Annotated in this window: 13 protein-coding genes and 2 pseudogenes; 12 read left to right on the top strand and 3 right to left on the bottom strand. The window is 70.9% G+C overall.

The genetic code is table 11. The features are described 5' to 3' along the window. Positions 1-4: 4 nt before the first annotated feature. The gene (locus PCC79_RS16630) at positions 5-979 is read right to left on the bottom strand and encodes a hypothetical protein (protein WP_342372527.1); all 975 of its coding nucleotides are present in this window, start codon (positions 977-979) and stop codon (positions 5-7) included. Then, the gene (locus PCC79_RS16625; RefSeq protein ID WP_342372526.1) at positions 976-2,643 is read right to left on the bottom strand and encodes an HsdM family class I SAM-dependent methyltransferase; all 1,668 of its coding nucleotides are present in this window, start codon (positions 2,641-2,643) and stop codon (positions 976-978) included. Before PCC79_RS16625 ends, PCC79_RS16630 begins: the two co-directional genes overlap by 4 nt. Positions 2,644-3,062: 419 nt before the next feature. Here PCC79_RS16625 and PCC79_RS17455 point away from each other — a divergent pair. The 3 genes and pseudogenes from PCC79_RS17455 to PCC79_RS16610 all read left to right on the top strand — a co-directional run. Continuing rightward, positions 3,063-3,425: pseudogene (locus PCC79_RS17455) on the top strand (hypothetical protein); the annotation flags it as partial. 90 nt (positions 3,426-3,515) lie between these two features. Beyond that, positions 3,516-3,689: a hypothetical protein gene (locus PCC79_RS16615; RefSeq protein ID WP_342372524.1), complete on the top strand. Its 174-nt coding sequence runs from the start codon at positions 3,516-3,518 to the stop codon at positions 3,687-3,689. After that, on the top strand, positions 3,686-6,046 hold the full coding sequence (locus tag PCC79_RS16610) for an ABC transporter permease (protein WP_342372523.1): 2,361 nt from the start codon (positions 3,686-3,688) through the stop codon (positions 6,044-6,046). The genes PCC79_RS16615 and PCC79_RS16610 overlap by 4 nt, the downstream gene beginning before the upstream one ends. A gap of 82 nt (positions 6,047-6,128) precedes the next feature. On the opposite strand, the gene PCC79_RS16605 is transcribed toward PCC79_RS16610, so the two are convergent. Continuing rightward, the gene (locus PCC79_RS16605; protein ID WP_425325645.1) at positions 6,129-6,575 is read right to left on the bottom strand and encodes an Hsp20/alpha crystallin family protein; all 447 of its coding nucleotides are present in this window, start codon (positions 6,573-6,575) and stop codon (positions 6,129-6,131) included. 193 nt (positions 6,576-6,768) lie between these two features. Between PCC79_RS16605 and PCC79_RS16600 the strand changes: the two genes are divergently transcribed. The 9 genes and pseudogenes from PCC79_RS16600 to PCC79_RS16560 all read left to right on the top strand — a co-directional run bounded on the left by PCC79_RS16600 (position 6,769) and on the right by PCC79_RS16560 (position 14,903). Then, positions 6,769-7,239 (top strand): MarR family winged helix-turn-helix transcriptional regulator, encoded by a 471-nt coding sequence (locus PCC79_RS16600; RefSeq protein ID WP_342372522.1) that lies wholly within the window; start codon positions 6,769-6,771, stop codon positions 7,237-7,239. A gap of 68 nt (positions 7,240-7,307) precedes the next feature. Then, positions 7,308-9,557 (top strand): MMPL family transporter, encoded by a 2,250-nt coding sequence (locus tag PCC79_RS16595; protein ID WP_342372521.1) that lies wholly within the window; start codon positions 7,308-7,310, stop codon positions 9,555-9,557. Between the two features lie 168 nt (positions 9,558-9,725). After that, positions 9,726-10,223, top strand: a complete 498-nt coding sequence (locus PCC79_RS16590) for a TspO/MBR family protein (protein ID WP_342372520.1) — start codon at positions 9,726-9,728, stop codon at positions 10,221-10,223. 135 nt (positions 10,224-10,358) lie between these two features. Continuing rightward, positions 10,359-10,868 (top strand): ferritin-like domain-containing protein, encoded by a 510-nt coding sequence (locus tag PCC79_RS16585; RefSeq protein WP_342372519.1) that lies wholly within the window; start codon positions 10,359-10,361, stop codon positions 10,866-10,868. Positions 10,869-10,910: 42 nt separating this feature from the next. After that, positions 10,911-11,919: pseudogene (locus tag PCC79_RS16580) on the top strand (catalase). Beyond that, positions 11,910-12,929 (top strand): nuclease-related domain-containing protein, encoded by a 1,020-nt coding sequence (locus PCC79_RS16575; protein WP_342372518.1) that lies wholly within the window; start codon positions 11,910-11,912, stop codon positions 12,927-12,929. The pseudogene PCC79_RS16580 and the gene PCC79_RS16575 overlap by 10 nt, the downstream one beginning before the upstream one ends. Positions 12,930-13,354: 425 nt before the next feature. Continuing rightward, entirely contained in the window at positions 13,355-13,660 is a 306-nt protein-coding gene (locus tag PCC79_RS16570) for a hypothetical protein (protein ID WP_342372517.1), read from the top strand. Further along, positions 13,657-14,109 carry a hypothetical protein gene (locus tag PCC79_RS16565; protein ID WP_342372516.1) on the top strand — a complete coding sequence of 151 codons (453 nt, stop codon included), beginning with the start codon at positions 13,657-13,659 and terminating at the stop codon, positions 14,107-14,109. Before PCC79_RS16570 ends, PCC79_RS16565 begins: the two co-directional genes overlap by 4 nt. Further along, positions 14,106-14,903: a hypothetical protein gene (locus PCC79_RS16560; RefSeq protein ID WP_342372515.1), complete on the top strand. Its 798-nt coding sequence runs from the start codon at positions 14,106-14,108 to the stop codon at positions 14,901-14,903. Before PCC79_RS16565 ends, PCC79_RS16560 begins: the two co-directional genes overlap by 4 nt. Positions 14,904-14,906 lie beyond the last annotated feature (3 nt).

Here is a 14,906-nt window from a genome sequence, read left to right as displayed (position 1 = left end):
CGGGTCACGCGGAGCGTCGCCGCGCCCGCGCCTCGCGGTGGAAGTTGATCGGCGTCCGATCGAGAACCAGGGTGCACATCTTCGCGAAGAACCGGCCCGGATCGAGTTCCCCAGGGACCGCGCCCCGGTGCAGGGCGACGGCGGGCAGCAGGCCCAGGTCCAGGTCGTCTTCGGTGGCTCCGTCGGCCGGGTTCGCGACCAGCCCCTCGGTGGCGCCCGCCTCCAGCGGACCGGCCGGATCCTCCTCCGAGGTGGCGTCCGGGGCCGTGGGCACGTGCGGGATGATCAGCCCCACGGCGTCGTAGGCGTCCGACTCCCGCCCCAGTTTGCCGAGCAGGTCGATCAGCCAGCGGGCGGTTTCGGGTTCGGTGTCCAGGGCGCTGGCGCCCAGGCCGTACAGGAACCCGACCGCTGCTTCCGGGTGGCGGGAGCGGAGGTTCATCGCGTCGCCGAAGCTCTCCTCGACCCGGTTGGCGGCGTTCTTCCCGAAGGAGGAATCCATCCTCTTGGTCGAGATCATCAACTCCGGACCGGTCGCCCACGAACTCATCACCACATCGACCTGCTTGACGTAGTTCTTGCCCAAGATGTTCGCGGACGGGGCGCCACCGGTGCCGCGCACGCTGATCCGCTCGGTCAGCTCGGCTCGTTGCCTGGCAGGCAGGGCGGCTACGAAATCGATGACCTCCCGGGGCAGGACCCGCGGGGCCACCGGACGCGGCCAAACCCGGTCCGGATCGAAACCGGCACGCCGCAGTTCGTAGGACACCCAGACGTCCAACGCCAGCGCGGGGACGCCGGACTGGCTGGTCGCCTGCAACAACGCCGGAACCCCCAACAGCAGGCGCAGGGTGTCGTAGTCCGGTTCAAACCGGACGCCGCCGTCGTCCTCACGTACCCACGGGTTCGCCGCCCGCAGGGGAGAGGTGGCCACAATCTGGTCGAACCACGCCCACGCGTTGCCGCGGAGGCTGCTCATTCCGCCTCCCGGCGGGTGGTGCGGCTCTTTGCCCGCTGCCGACGCCGCTGCCGCAAGGCGGCCTGCGCCTCCCGGAGCGACGCCAACCCCGCTGGGGTCAGGCCGGCGCGGGCGGTGAGGAGTACATCGTCGACCAGGTCGCGGGCCGCCTCGAGACGTCCGGCCCGTAGCAGCCGTCGGGCGACGGGCAGCAGATCGGACAGTTCTTGCTCGTGGGCCCGGACCTTGTTGATCGACGGGACCAGCAGCCGCGCAGCCTCGCGCGGCTCCATCTTCAACACGCCACCCCCGTAGGCGCGACCTGTGACCTCGGCGCTCAACCCGGTGGCGCTGTTCAACGCCGCCAACGAGACCAGCTCTGCCAGGCCGGACGCTCCTTCGGTCAGGTAGAGCCCGTGGACCGAGTTCAGGTAGTGCAACCCGGACGGGTTCGCCGCCAGCTGCGGGGTCGCCTCGTTCATGTAGGTGAAGAACACGTCCGGCGGTGCCGGCAAAGGCGTCCGCCACCACGGCGTCCGCACCCGGCACTTGTACGCCTTCGTCACCCCCAACGCCTCACCGTGCGCCAGGTACGCGCGCGCGTCCGCTGACGGCTCGTCGCCGGGGCGGAACAACAAGGTCCTCTTCCCTGCCTGCCCCAACACCGCATGGCCCGCGCGGGTGAGGCGCAGCGCTCGCAAATGGGAGGACCCCGCTGGCGAGATTGGCACTAGCTCCGAAGCGGTCAAGCCCCACTGGGCGGCCTGGGCCGGGCTGAGTGTGAAGTACCGGTTGTTTCCCGTGACCGCGCCCAGGCTGATCCGCCCCCAGTGCGACAGCGGCGACAGCCAACCCGCCTCCGCCAGCCGCGACAGCTCGTGGGTGGCCTCCGCAGACACCAGGGCGGTTGTCCACCGCTCACCCGCCCGGACCTCCAGGACGGACTCAAACGCCCCGGTGTTGACCAGCAGCGCGTCGAGGCCGGCGGCGTGGGCGACCGACGCGAACTCGACCCGGTCCGTGCCACCCGAACCCTCCGCGAGGAGCAGCATCGCCTCGGTCTGGACGCCGGGGAACACCTGACCCCCTATCAGCACCACCCTCACCCGGGCGAACCGCTGCAACAGGAAGTCACGCACCTCGGCGGCGTAGTTTGCGGCCAGCAACTCCGCCGGCACCACCAACGCCAACCGCCCCTGCGCTGAAAGGAAGCCCGCCGCGTGCACCACGAACGGCGCCCACGAGCTCGCCAGCCGGCTCAGCCGGACGCCCTGGGCCAGCGCGGCCGCCAGTCCCGTCGCCCGCGCCTCGCCGGTGAACCCCTGGTAGCGGATGTAGGGGGGATTGCCAACTACCGCGTCGAACGACGGCCCCGGTGGGGTGGCGAGGAAGTCGCCCACCACCACCCGACCCGGATAGCCGGCCGACGCCAACAGCGCGCGCGCGTCCGCAGCCGACTCCTCGTGCAACTCGTGGGCCTGCAATGGAGCTCGGCCACCCAACTCACGCAGCCGCTCGGCCGCCGCCGCCAGGAACGCGCCGTCACCACAACTCGGCTCCAGCACCCGATCTCCCGGCGACGTGATCGCCCACGCGCACAGGAACCGGGTCACCTCGGGCGGAGTGAAGAACGCGCCACGCGCCTTCCGGATCTCGGCGGAATCGCCAGCCAGCTCGATCGTCACATCACCCTCCCGAAGACCACCCTACCGACGACAGCCTCCAACCCCGGTCTGACAATCCGGGGCGCACCGCACCTCTCACCCATGCTCTTGCTCTCACCTCGAACTCGACAGCCAGGAGTCGGGCGGGTATGTCCGATTTCCGGTGTAACTGGCATCTGGCGTTCTGGGTGGATCGAGAGGAGAGCATGCGCCCCAGTCTTTGACGTCAGGCACCGAAACGCCACGCGAATGCACGACGGACGGTCGCGTCCGGACGCGCTGACGAGGTCGCCCTGGCCTTGGGCCAGGAAGACCGGCAGTGGCACGCGCGAGCCGTGAAAGGTGCCGAGGATGTCGGTGCGGACGACCTGGTGAAGTCCTCTATCGGGGTGGACGACGTGGGCCCGTACACGCCCGCGGTGCCGGCGTGGTTGACCCAGATGTCAAGCGTCCCCAGCGCGAGTGCGGCGTCACGCAGGTGGTCCCGTGGGCGTGCCGGGTCAGTGGGCGACGTGGAAGCGGCGCCGGGGGTGCCTGGGCTGATCGATCTCGTCGAGGACCGCCAGGGCCAGGTCGGCCGCCGAGATCTGCGAGCTGCCATCGGGGCTGCGGAGCAGGACATCGTCGCTCGTGCGGTACTCGCCGGTCTCGGTGCTGGGAACCCAGGCGCCGAACTCGGCCGGCGGGCTGAGGTAGAACCAGTCCAGGTCGTCGCCGGTCGCCTTCAGCACCTCGAGCACCTGGGCCTGACCCAGCACCGGCACAAGTTCCCCGCGCAGCTCTCGGGCGGCCAGCAGCAGCGGTGCGCGATCGCCCGGGCCCTGGTCAAGGGCTCCGACCTCCTGCTCGCCGACGAGCCCACCGGGGCGCTGGACCGGCACACCTCCCAGCAGATGCTCGAGGTCCTGGACGACGTCCACCGGCGGTACGGCGCCACCCTCGTCATGGTCACGCACAACGAGGCCATCACGGCCCTCGCTGACCAGGTCATCGAACTGCGCGACGGGCGCATCGTCCGCGACCGGCTCAACCCCCATCCGCTCGCGGCCCGGGACCTCGACTGGTGAACAGGGACGCCGTGGCCCTCGGCCTCCGCCGCCAGTGGCGCGGCTTCCGCGCCACGTGGGCGCGCTGGACCGCGATAGCCGTGCTCCTGACCTCGGCGTCCGCCACGCTGGGCGCGCTGGAACGCGGCGCGCGCGAGGGACAGCTCGCCGACGGCATGGTCGTCACCGAGATCCCGCTGACGGAGCAGCAGGTCGCCGACGTGGAGGCGCTGGGGGCGCGCATCGTCCCGACGCCGTTCGTCAACGTCCCGGGGCGGACCGCGGGCACCGACACGACCGTGCGCGTGCTCCGCGCGGACCAGGCGTTGAGCCGTCCCACGCTGGACGCCGGCGTCCTGCCCTCGGCCGACGACGAGGGCATGGTCGAGAAACTGCACGCCCGGGTGCACGGCCTGGGCGTGGGTGACACCCTGGCGGTGGACGGCCGGACCCTGCGGATCACCGGGATCGGCAGCCTTCCCGACTACGCCTCGGTCACCCCCCACGTGGGCCAGTCCGGCGACCCCGAGCTGTTCGCGCTGGTGATGGTGGCTCCGGACGCCTTCGAGGAGGTGGCGGCCGCCCACCCGCGTGCCGTCTCGTGGGTGTACGGCTACGCCCTCGAAGGCGCCACCCACGAGCAGGTGCGCCGCCTCCTGGGCGAGGCGACCCTGGATCCGGCGAGGGCGACCAACCCCTACGTGGCCGTGGCCACGGACGCCGCCCGCGCTGCCGGCCTGCCCGTCAGCTACCCGGCGGTGTCGCTGTTCCTGCCGGCCGACGACAACCCGCGCATCAACGGCGCCATCTCGGACGCCCGCACCACGATGGCCGTCACCCTGGTCACGACCGTCCTCGTCCTGCTGCTCGTCGCCTATGTCCTCGCCGAGTTCTCCCGGGACCGGATCGTCCGCGACTCCGTTGTCATCGGCACCCAGTCGGCCCACGGCACCAGCGAGCGCGCCCTGCTGGCCCACTACCTGGTCCTGCCGCTGGCCGTCACGCTCGCCGGCTCGCTGCTGGGGCTCCTGCTGGGCCGGGCGCTGGCCCCCTTCCTCGGACTGGTCACCGACTACTACTCGTTCCCCGCGGCCCCGGTCGAACCCACCCCGCTGGTCGCGCTGCTGAGCATCGTGACACCCGTGACCCTGGTGACGGCGGTCAACGCCGTCGTGATCCGGGCCGCGCTGGGCCGCCCCACGCAGGAGCTGTTGCGTCCCCAGCCGGCCGGCGGGCCGGGCCTGCCGGTGCGCCTGGACCGGCTGCCCTTCGTGAGCATGTTCCGGTTGCGGCAGGCGCTCCGCACCCCCGGCAGCTACCTCCTCATCGCCGCGGGCACGTTCCTGTGCATCCTCCTGCTGGTCTTCGGGCTCGGGATGCGAAGCTCGATGGACACCTACCTGACCCGCGCCGAGGACGAACTCCTCTTCCACGACTTCTACACCCTGCGGTTCCCCGACCTGGCTGCCGTTCCGCCCGCAGGGCACGAGGCCGTGGCCGTCCCCCTGCGGGTGGTCGGGGCGGACGGGCTGCCGGGGGAGTCGCTGACCGTGCTCGGCGTGCCCGCCGACAATCCCTACTTCGCGGTGGACGTGGACGCCCTGGGTGCGCAGGAGCTGGTGATCTCGCGGGCCGCGGCCCACAAGTACCGGCTGGGAGCAGGCGACACCCTCACGCTCCACGATGGGGAGCTCTCGTGGGCCTTCGACGTCGTGGGCGTCTCCGACTACACCACCTCGGCGTTCGGGTTCACGACCCCGGAACACGCTCGGGCGTTGGTGGATCCGGCGGTCCTGCTCGCGGCGCGGTCGATGGTTGGCGCCCGCCCGGGCGCGGACGACGACGGCGACGGCGTCGTGCCCTACTACAACGCCGTGTTCTCCGACCGCCCCCTGGACATCGACCCCGACCGGCTGGTCAGCCACAGCACGCGCGAGGAGATGCTCGGTGGCGTGGAGAAGTTCAACGCCCTTCTGTCGCGGATCGTGGCGCTCGTCTCGTGGTCGTCCATGTTGATCATGGTGGTGGTGCTCTACGTGCTCGTCCGCCTGGTGGTGGCCCGTCAGTGGTACTCGATCTCGCTGCTGAAGGCGCTGGGCTACAGCGATCGTGAGGTGGGCAGGCTCTACCTCGACAACTATCTATGGCTGGTGGCGGCGAGCGTCGCCATCGCCGTCCCGGCGTCGGTGGCCATCATGGGCGAGGTCTGGCGGCTGATGACGGCCCACCTGCCGATCGGCATCCCGTTCCTGGTCACCCCGGCTGATGTGGCGCTGATGGCCGGGCTCGCGCTGGGCGCCTATGCCGTGGTGCGCGTGGCCACGGCTCGTGACACCAGGACGGTGCCCGTGACGGAGGTGCTGAAGTTCCGGGAGTAGGGCCCACCGACGAGGGCCGGCCGGGCGGCGCCGAGGCGCTCCGGCCGGCCCACGCGCGGGACCACCTCGCAGACGGTGCCGGTCAGGCGGGCTGCTCCTCGGTGGCACCCTCGGTGATCTCACCCGGCACATCCCGGGTGGAGTGCTGCACCGCGATCTTGCGCGGCTTGGCGGCCTCGGCCACCGGGATGGTCAGCGTCAGGACGCCGTCGCTGTAGTCGGCACTGATCTGGTCTGTGGCGAGCCCTCGGCCGAGCGTGAGCTGGCGGGCGAACGTGCCCACGGCCCGTTCGCGCGTCAGCCACTGGGTGTCCTCATCGACCGACGGCGTGCGCTCGGCGCGGATCGTGACCGTCGCGCCGTCCATGTCGATGTCGATGCTGCCCGGCTCGACGCCAGGCAGGTCGATGTGCGCGACGAACGTGTCACCGGAGCGGTACAGGTCCATGGGCATCGCGACCGAGGCGGGCGTGCGGGTGACGTCGCCCAGGAGGCGGTCCATCTCGCGGAACGGGTCGAACATGGCCATGAGTAGTCCTTTCGCATCAGGCGCCCTGGTTGAGCGTGGTTGACTCAATCTTATAGCTGAGCGTGGGGGAGTCAACTCTGTTCAAAGCCCCGATCCGCAGTATCCAAGCGGTTCGGGATTCAACCTTCAAAGAGGGTTGATAATCAAACAAGATTGATACACTGTCCTCTTGTTACCGTCAGAGAGGCTCCCGATGTCCCACGCGTACCACCCCGCCACCTTCGCGTTGCAGGCCGTCATCGCCCAGTCGAACGTCCTCGAGCGCGAGCTCGCCCGGCTGCTGGGGCTGAACGCCACCGACTACCGCGCCCTGTCGGCGCTGCAGCAGCTGTCCCACCAGGAGACGGTCACGATGACCGGTCTGGGCGCGGCGCTGGGCACCACGGCGGCCACGACGAGCGCCATCGTCGACCGGCTCGAGCGGGCCGGCTACGCCCAGCGGAACCGGGCCGAGACCGACCGCCGCCTGGTCACCATCGAGCCGACCCCCCTGGCCTGGCAGAAGATCGTCGAGATCATGCGCCCCCTCATGGGCGCCACCGACGCCTGGGTCAAGGCCCTGCGTCCGGAGGACGCCCAGCTCGTGACGGAGTTCCTCCAAGTCATGGCCACCCACCTCACCGACCACGCCGCGACGCTGGCCGCCCAAGAGGCGGACCGGTGAGACGGCCCCGCACGCACGATTCCCGTTCCCTCCCGATCCCTCCAACCTCGTCTCCCCAGGAGTCCACCATGTCCCTGCCCTCCCTCTACATCGGCCGCGGCCGATCGTGGATCGTCGCCCTCTTCTTCCTCCTGTTGGGAGGTCTCGTCGTCGGTTTCCTGCCCGAGGCCGAGCGGGACGCCTCGCCCACCGATTCCCTGGCCCAGGGCTACGACAGCACGCGCGTCGTCGAGCTGGCCGAGCGCTTCCCCCAGGAGGGTGACGGCACGGCCCTCATCCTCTGGACCTCCACCGACGGGGAGGCCCTGACCGAGGAGCAGCTGGCCGCGGCCCGCGAGTCCCTCTTCGAGCGGTTGCCCGACGACGCGTTCGCCGGTGCCGGGGGTCCGCCCGCCGGGGTGGACGCGGGTGCCGCCGGTCCGCCCGCCGGGGTGGACGCGGGTGCCGCCGGTCCGCCCGCCGGGGTGGACACGGGCGCTGCCGGCCCGCCGGCCGGCATCCCCCCGCTGCCGCTGGTCAGCGAGGACGGGACCGCCGCCTTCGGCACGATCGCCATCGACGCCGCCGACGGCGCCGAGAACCGCGACGCCATCGCCACACTGCGCGCCGAGCTGGTGGACGAGGCGGCCGAGGGCGTCACCGTGCAGGTGACCGGGCCCGCGGGCATCCGCGCCGACCTGGGTGCGGTCTTCGACGGCGCCAACTTCCGGCTGCTCGCCGCGACCGCCGCGGTCGTGGCCCTGCTCCTCCTGCTGACCTACCGCAGCCCCATCCTCTGGATCATCCCGCTGCTGGTCGTCGGTCTCGCCGACCGCCTGGCCGCCATCGTCGCGACGCACACCCTGCGCCTGGCCGGCGTGCCGTGGGACGAGTCCACCATCGGCATCCTCTCGGTGCTCGTCTTCGGTGCGGGCACGAACTACGCCCTCCTGATCATCTCCCGCTACCGCGACGAACTGCGCGCCACGGAGGACCGGTTCCTGGCGATGCGCCGCGCGCTCCGCCACGCGGGTGAGGCCGTCGTCACCAGCGCCTCCACGGTGGTCCTGGGCGTCCTGACCCTCCTGTTGTCGGTGTTCCCCGCGACGCGCGGCCTCGGTCTCGCCAGCGCCGTCGGCATCGTCATCGCCGCCGGCTACGCCCTCGTCGTCCTCCCCGCGGTGCTCGTGCTCGTCAACCGCTGGGTGTTCTGGCCGCTGATCCCCCGCGTGGGGCAGGCCGCCCTCGTCGACAGCGACCGGTCGGTGTGGGCGCGGGTCGGCAACCAGGTGGCGAAGCGCCCCGCCGCGTTCATCGCAGCCAGCCTGGCGCTGATCGCCGTCATGGGCGCGGGCCTGTTCCGCATCGAGACCGGGCTGGGCCCGTCCGACCAGTTCCTGCGCAAGCCCGAGGCCATCGTCGCGCTCGACCGCCTCGGCGAGTCCTTCCCCGCCGGCGAGTCCGACCCCGCCCTCGTGATCACCGAGGACGACCCCGCCAGGGTCGTGGAGCTGGCCGAGGCCGTCCCGGGCGTGGCCTCCGCCACCGTGGGTGACGCCGCGGACGAGCTCACCCAGGTCCGGGTCGTGCTGGAGCCGGAGCCGGGCAGCGACGAGGCGCGCCAGACCATCCGTGACCTGCGCACGGCCTTCGAGGGCCTGGACATGACCGTCGTGGGCGGCACCGAGGCCCAGGCGGTGGACAGCCTGGACGGCTCGGCCCAGGACCAGCGCACGATCATCCCGCTCATCCTGGCCCTGGTGCTGGGCGTCCTGTTCGTCCTACTCCGCTCGGTGGTCGCCCCGCTGGTCCTGGTGGCCACGGTGGTCGGGACCTACGCGGCGGCCCTCGGGGCCTCCTGGGTGCTGTTCGTCGAGGTCCTCGGCTTCGAGCGGCTCGACTCCAGCGTGCCCCTGCTCACCTTCCTGTTCCTGGTGGCGCTGGGCATCGACTACAACATCTTCCTGGTCACCCGGGCGCGGGAGGAGGGCCTGCGGTACGGCAGCAAGCGGGGCATGCTCCGGGCGCTGACGGCCACCGGCGGGGTCATCACGAGCGCGGGCATCCTGCTCGCGGCGGTGTTCGCGGTGCTCGGTGTGCTCCCGCTGGTGGTGCTGGCCCAGATCGGTGTGATCATCGGCGTCGGTGTGCTGCTCGACACCCTGCTCGTGCGCACCGTGCTCGTCCCGGCCATCGCGATCCTGCTGGGGGACGCCTTCTGGTGGCCGCGCCGCCCCGGGACCGCGGGCCGCAGGGCCCTCCCGGCGGAGGCTCCCGACCGCCAGGTGGGGGAGGCAGCGGCTGTGTCCGCGCACGAGGAGGCGCCGGTGGCCGGCTGAGGCCCGTTGCCGGACGCAGCACCGCAGGCCGGTCGCCCCGAGGGGCGGCCGGCCTGCGGCCCATGTCGGCCAGGATCCCGTGATTTTCGCCGCGCCGGCATTCCGGATGCGGCGAGGTCCTAGGTTGGGGAGGTAGCACCCACGATCGACCCAGGGGAGGAACCTCCAATGAACACGACGGACCTGAAGACCACACCGCTGGCCATGACGGGGGCGCTGACGGCCGCGTGCGCCGTGTCCGGCTCGCTGGCCACCGATCCGAAGTCCGCGTGGTACTCGGGGCTCGACAAGCCGCGTTGGCAACCCCCCGGGTGGCTCTTCCCGATCGTCTGGACGGCCCTCTACACCGACATCGCGGTCACGTCGGCGGCCGCGATCAAGAACCTGCACGACGCCGGCGATCAACGCCGCGCCCGGGACTTCCAGGCAGCCCTGGTGGTCAACCTCCTGCTGAACCAGGGCTGGAGTTGGGCGTTCTTCCGGGCGCACCGGCTGCGCCCTGCCACCGTGGTCGCGGCGCTGCTGGCCGCGAGCGCGATCGACCTCACGCGGAGGGCCGGCGCGACCGGACGGAGCCGTGCGATCGCCCTGGCGCCCTATGCGGCCTGGTGCTCCTTCGCGACGATCCTGACCGCGGAGATCGCCCGTCGGAACCCGCGCGACTGAGCCGCCGGGCCGAGGCGGCCCCCACGGTGGGGCCCCCGGCGGGGCCCCCTCGGAGGTACCCCCACGGGTGAGGCGTGGTGCGCGGCGTCCCCGCAAGACTGGGACGCCACAGCCACCACGAGCCGAGGAGGAACCATGGCGGACAAGGGTCTCAACGATCTCTTCAAGGACACGCTGCGCGACGTTTACTACGCCGAGAAGCAGGTCCTGAAGTCCCTGCCGAAGATGGAGCGGGCGGCCCACGCCGAGGAGGTCAAGCAGGCCTTCCGCACGCACCTGAAGCAGACGGAGGGGCAAATCGAGCGCCTGGAGAAGGTGTTCGGGATGATCGACCTCACGCCCCGCGGGAAGAAGTGCGAGGCGATCGACGGCATCCTCAAGGAGGGTGACTCGGTCGCCGAGGACTACGCCGACACCGCCGCGCTGGACGCCGGCCTGATCGCGGCCGCCCAAGCCGTGGAGCACTACGAGATCACCCGCTACGGCACCCTGCGCCGCTGGGCGAAGATGCTGGGCATGGAGGAGGCCGCGAGCCTGCTCGAGCAGACCCTCACCGAGGAGTCCGAGACCGACGACCTGCTCACCCAGATCGCGGACGCCGGCGCCAACAAGGAGGCGCTGGCGGAGGCCAAGGGTGACAGCTGACCGTTGACCGGAGTGGGACCAGCCCGAGCAAAGGAGAACCGCATGTCGCCAGCCAAGAAGAAGACCCCCGCCGCGGACATGGCGCCACCCCCGCCCCGGCCTCCCGGCCCCGGCGTGGAGGACCCCTCTCTGGACGAGCCCACGGCCCCGGTGGCTCCGCCGCCGCCCAAGGCGTCCCAACAGGGCCCGGCCACGGTGACGCCCACCGGTGCCCCCACGGGCGCGCCGCCCGAGGCCATGGCCCAGCAGGGCGAGTACCTGACGACGGCCCAGGGGGCGCGGCTGCGCACCACCGACCACGCCCTCAAGGCGGGTCGCCGCGGGCCCGTTCTCCTGCAGGACCACCACCTCCGCGAGAAGATCACCCACTTCGACCACGAGCGCATCCCGGAGCGGGTCGTGCACGCCCGCGGCACGGGCGCCCACGGCGTGTTCGTCGCCAACGGACGGGCGACCAAGATCTGCCGCGCGGCCTTCCTGAAGAAGGGCGTCGAGACGCCGACGTTCGTGCGGTTCTCCACCGTGCAGGGCTTCCGCGGGTCGTCGGACACGGTCCGCGACACCCGAGGCTTCGCGACGAAGTTCTACACCTCCGAGGGCAACTACGACCTCGTGGGCAACAACATCCCGGTGTTCTTCATCCAAGAGGGCATCAAGTTCCCCGACATCGTCCATGCGGTGAAGCCCGAGCCCGACCGGGAGATCCCGCAGGCGCAGAGCGCCCACGACACCTTCTGGGACTTCGTGTCGCTGCACACGGAGGCGCAGGCGCACGTGGCGGAGCATGTCGGACCGGGCCGTGCCGCTGTCGTACCGGATGATGGAGGGCTTCGGCGTCCACACCTTCCGGCTCATCAACGACGCGGGCGAGACCAGCCTCGTCAAGTTCCACTGGAAGCCGCGCCAGGGCGCGTCCACTCCCAGGTGTGTGCCACATGAGGACGTCGGGACAATCGGGAGGGACATGGCCGGCGAGGGTGGCGCCGGGCCAGGGCCTTCGGGATTCGAGAGCGGCGGCGGGGACTGGCAGGCTGGCGAGGCATGGTGGTGACCCGCTGGCGGCGATACGGCAAGGACCGGCTCTATGTGAAGGACGACGAGAGCGGGGCCGACGTGGGTTGGTGGGATCTCGTCACTGATGAGGCCCACCCCGCGACGCCGGATCTGCACTCCGCCCTGGCTGACGCAGTCTCGCGCTGGCGGGCGGAGCAGTCCAGCGCGCCGGCAGACCACGCTATGGCCCCTGCTCCCTCGGGAGTCCTCCTGGCGGAGTCGGATCCTCCGACGGCCGCGGTGCCTGATGTTCCTCCTGTCGTGTCGGCCCCACCGGAACCGCCGCTCGTCGATGAACCTCCGGCTGCGGCTGCGGCCGAGCAGGCTCTGGGCGTGGTAGACGGGGTGGCCGGTGCGTCTGCGGCCCACGAGTTCCGGCGGCGGCACGACGCCAGACAGGAGCGGGTGCAGGCCAACCATCCGGTGATCGGCAAGTTCCTGCTCGCCGTGTTCGACGACCCGCAATCGACGCGGGCCTGGTCGAGCGGTGCTCATGGCGAGGAGGCGCTGGGCGGCATGTTGGAGCGGGTCGCCGGCCCTGAACTGCGCGTGCTGCACGACCGGAGGATCCCCAGGACGAAGGCGAACATCGACCACCTGGTCATCTGCCCGTCGGGGGTGTTCGTGGTGGACAGCAAGCGGTACGTGGATCGCCGGCCCGAACTTAGGGTCGAGGGCGGCATCCTGCGTCCCCGCGTTGAGCTGTTGATGGTCGGCGGTCGAGACCGGACGAAGCTGGTCGACGGCGTCGACAAGCAGGTGGGGCTCGTCCGTGCTGCCCTGGCCGACCAGCCGGACATACCCGTGCGGGGCATATTGTGCTTCATCGACGCCGACTGGCCAGTCTTCGGTGGTGACTTCATGGTCCGGGACGTGGGCGTGCTGTGGCCGAAGAAGCTCTCCAAACTCCTGACCGCGCCCGGACCGCTCGCCGCTGACCGGATCGCCGAGCTTCAGTGGCAGCTCCACGAAGCGTTCCCGCGGTCCAAGAATGCCGCGTCGTCCTGACGGACAGGGGCACGCCTGCGAGCGGCCGAGCGTTGAATGTCAGCGTGCGTGCCTACCTTGGAGCACGTGTCGTCCAGGATCCACTCCGAGTTCGGGACCCTCGGCGACCGCGTGGCGGCCATGACGCGCGGCGTCCCGGACGATCAGCCCGTGGATCCTGCCCGTCACGTGTGGGTGAAGACGGTTTCGGGACGCCAGGCCGGACTTCTGGTCGCGTGGGTGCGCGGCGGGGACGGGAAGTGGTGGGGCAAGGTCGCCGTCTCGGACGCCCCCGGCAGGCGAGCCTCCAGCTGGTCGACAGCAGCCTGCTCACCCCGGCGACCATGCAACACGGAGGGACTGACTAGGTCGCGGTTTGGTGTCCGTGAAGGGCGCCTTGAACTACTTCTGGAGGGTGAGAGGACCACCACGCCAGGAGGGATCACATGACAGACACCAAGACGAGCGGGCAGTCAATCCGCCGCGTGGCGCGGCGAGCTGCGATCGCCGCCCAGGCGAAGCGGCGGGCCAACGCTGCTGAGCGAGACAAGCGTCTGGACGCCGCAGCCCTTGCCCTGATCGTCGCCCTGCGCGAGCGGGACGCCCTCGAGCAGCAGGCCGGCGCCGCGATCCGGTCGATGATCACCGAGGGACTCACCATCGCCGACATCGTCACCTGGACCGACGGTCAGACCACCACCAAGGAAGCCGCACGGCTCGCCAACCTCCAGCCCGAAGGAGACCGGTCATGACCGTCATCACCAACGTCGAGAACCTGATCCACGACGGCCGCTGCCTGGTCGGCTACGACGACCAGGGTGAGTACGTGGCCGGCTGGCCCGAGGTGGCCCGCGAGTCCATCCGAGCCATCAACCACCTGACCGGCCACGGCCCCATCCCGGCGCCCACGCTCTACCGCGTCCTCGGCGAACTCAAGGGCGTCGGCCACCTCCTGCCGCAGGCCTTGGCCCAGATGACACGCGGACTCCAGAAGTCGCTAGAGGTGTACCGGGTCTACGACGCTCGGGACCCGGCCGACTCGGTCCTCGAGGCCACCCTCCTGCTCAACCAAGCCCTCCGGAAGGCCGCCGAACTCGGCGAACTCCTCGAAGCCGCGCAGGCTGCCATCAGCGAGCAGGGCTACCACGACGAAGACGAGGGGGATCCCACCCTCTTCGACGGCGAGGACGACCCGCGATGAGCGACCCGATCACGACAAGGCCCGCGCGCAGCCGCTGTTGGGGGCTGCTGCTCAAGGCCGCTGTCGTGGTCCCCGAGCTGATCATCGCCAGCTTGCTGTGGTTGGTTATCATCGCCCTGCTTCCGCCGGGCGCCGGCTTCGTGCTCACGGTCGGAGGCTTGATCTTCGCCGTGGTGCTCGCGGTCGGGCTCGGCGAGGATCTCACCGTTCGGGTGTTGTATCGGGCCCGCCGTGCCACTCCCGCCGAGGCGCAGCGGCTGGCCGCGGCGTGGCGGATCGCCACCCACCAGTTGGACGCCGACGGCGTCCGGCTGCGGATCGTCAGCCACGGCCCGCCCGTCAGCACCGCGGGACGCTGCCACGTCCTCCTCCGCAAGGACGTCGTCGCCGCGTACTGCACCAACCAGGTGGCCGCCCATCAGGTCGCCGCGATGATCGCCCAGGGCTTCGGATGTCTCCGCCACGGCCACACCCGCTTCGACCTGCTCTGGACGTTCTGGACCATCCCTTGGGACCTCGTCCGCGGCCTCGCCCACGGCATCGGACGGCGCCTCGCTTGGATCCCACTGGTCCAGTTCGCCTGGCGGATCCGACTCGTTGTCGGCTCCATCGCCGTGATCCTCGAGACCCAGGCTGGACGCTGGCCGTCGGCGATCATCATCTTCGCGTTCATTGCGCTGAGCTACGTGCTGCCTCGCTCGCGTTCGGCTTGGAACGAATACGTCTCGGCACGCTTGTCACCGTCATTGCATCGACGCGAATCCAGGTGGCCGGCTTTCGGCCAGCCCCGTTGACTG

Source organism: Propioniciclava soli (genome assembly GCF_038502305.1).
Taxonomy (GTDB): domain Bacteria; phylum Actinomycetota; class Actinomycetes; order Propionibacteriales; family Propionibacteriaceae; genus Propioniciclava; species Propioniciclava soli.
This window is presented reverse-complemented; position numbering and strand designations above follow the sequence as displayed.

Excerpts from the sequence above, each read along its gene's own strand:
- PCC79_RS16630 (WP_342372527.1), bottom strand. The coding sequence starts at position 979 with ATGAGCAGCCTCCGCGGCAACGCGTGGGCGTGGTTCGACCAGATTGTG.
- PCC79_RS16615 (WP_342372524.1), top strand. The coding sequence starts at position 3,516 with ATGCTCGAGGTCCTGGACGACGTCCACCGGCGGTACGGCGCCACCCTC.
- PCC79_RS16605 (WP_425325645.1), bottom strand. The coding sequence starts at position 6,575 with ATGGCCATGTTCGACCCGTTCCGCGAGATGGACCGCCTCCTGGGCGAC.
- PCC79_RS16600 (WP_342372522.1), top strand. The coding sequence starts at position 6,769 with ATGTCCCACGCGTACCACCCCGCCACCTTCGCGTTGCAGGCCGTCATC.
- PCC79_RS16595 (WP_342372521.1), top strand. The coding sequence starts at position 7,308 with ATGTCCCTGCCCTCCCTCTACATCGGCCGCGGCCGATCGTGGATCGTC.
- PCC79_RS16590 (WP_342372520.1), top strand. The coding sequence starts at position 9,726 with ATGAACACGACGGACCTGAAGACCACACCGCTGGCCATGACGGGGGCG.
- PCC79_RS16585 (WP_342372519.1), top strand. The coding sequence starts at position 10,359 with ATGGCGGACAAGGGTCTCAACGATCTCTTCAAGGACACGCTGCGCGAC.
- PCC79_RS16575 (WP_342372518.1), top strand. The coding sequence starts at position 11,910 with ATGGTGGTGACCCGCTGGCGGCGATACGGCAAGGACCGGCTCTATGTG.
- PCC79_RS16570 (WP_342372517.1), top strand. The coding sequence starts at position 13,355 with ATGACAGACACCAAGACGAGCGGGCAGTCAATCCGCCGCGTGGCGCGG.
- PCC79_RS16565 (WP_342372516.1), top strand. The coding sequence starts at position 13,657 with ATGACCGTCATCACCAACGTCGAGAACCTGATCCACGACGGCCGCTGC.
- PCC79_RS16560 (WP_342372515.1), top strand. The coding sequence starts at position 14,106 with ATGAGCGACCCGATCACGACAAGGCCCGCGCGCAGCCGCTGTTGGGGG.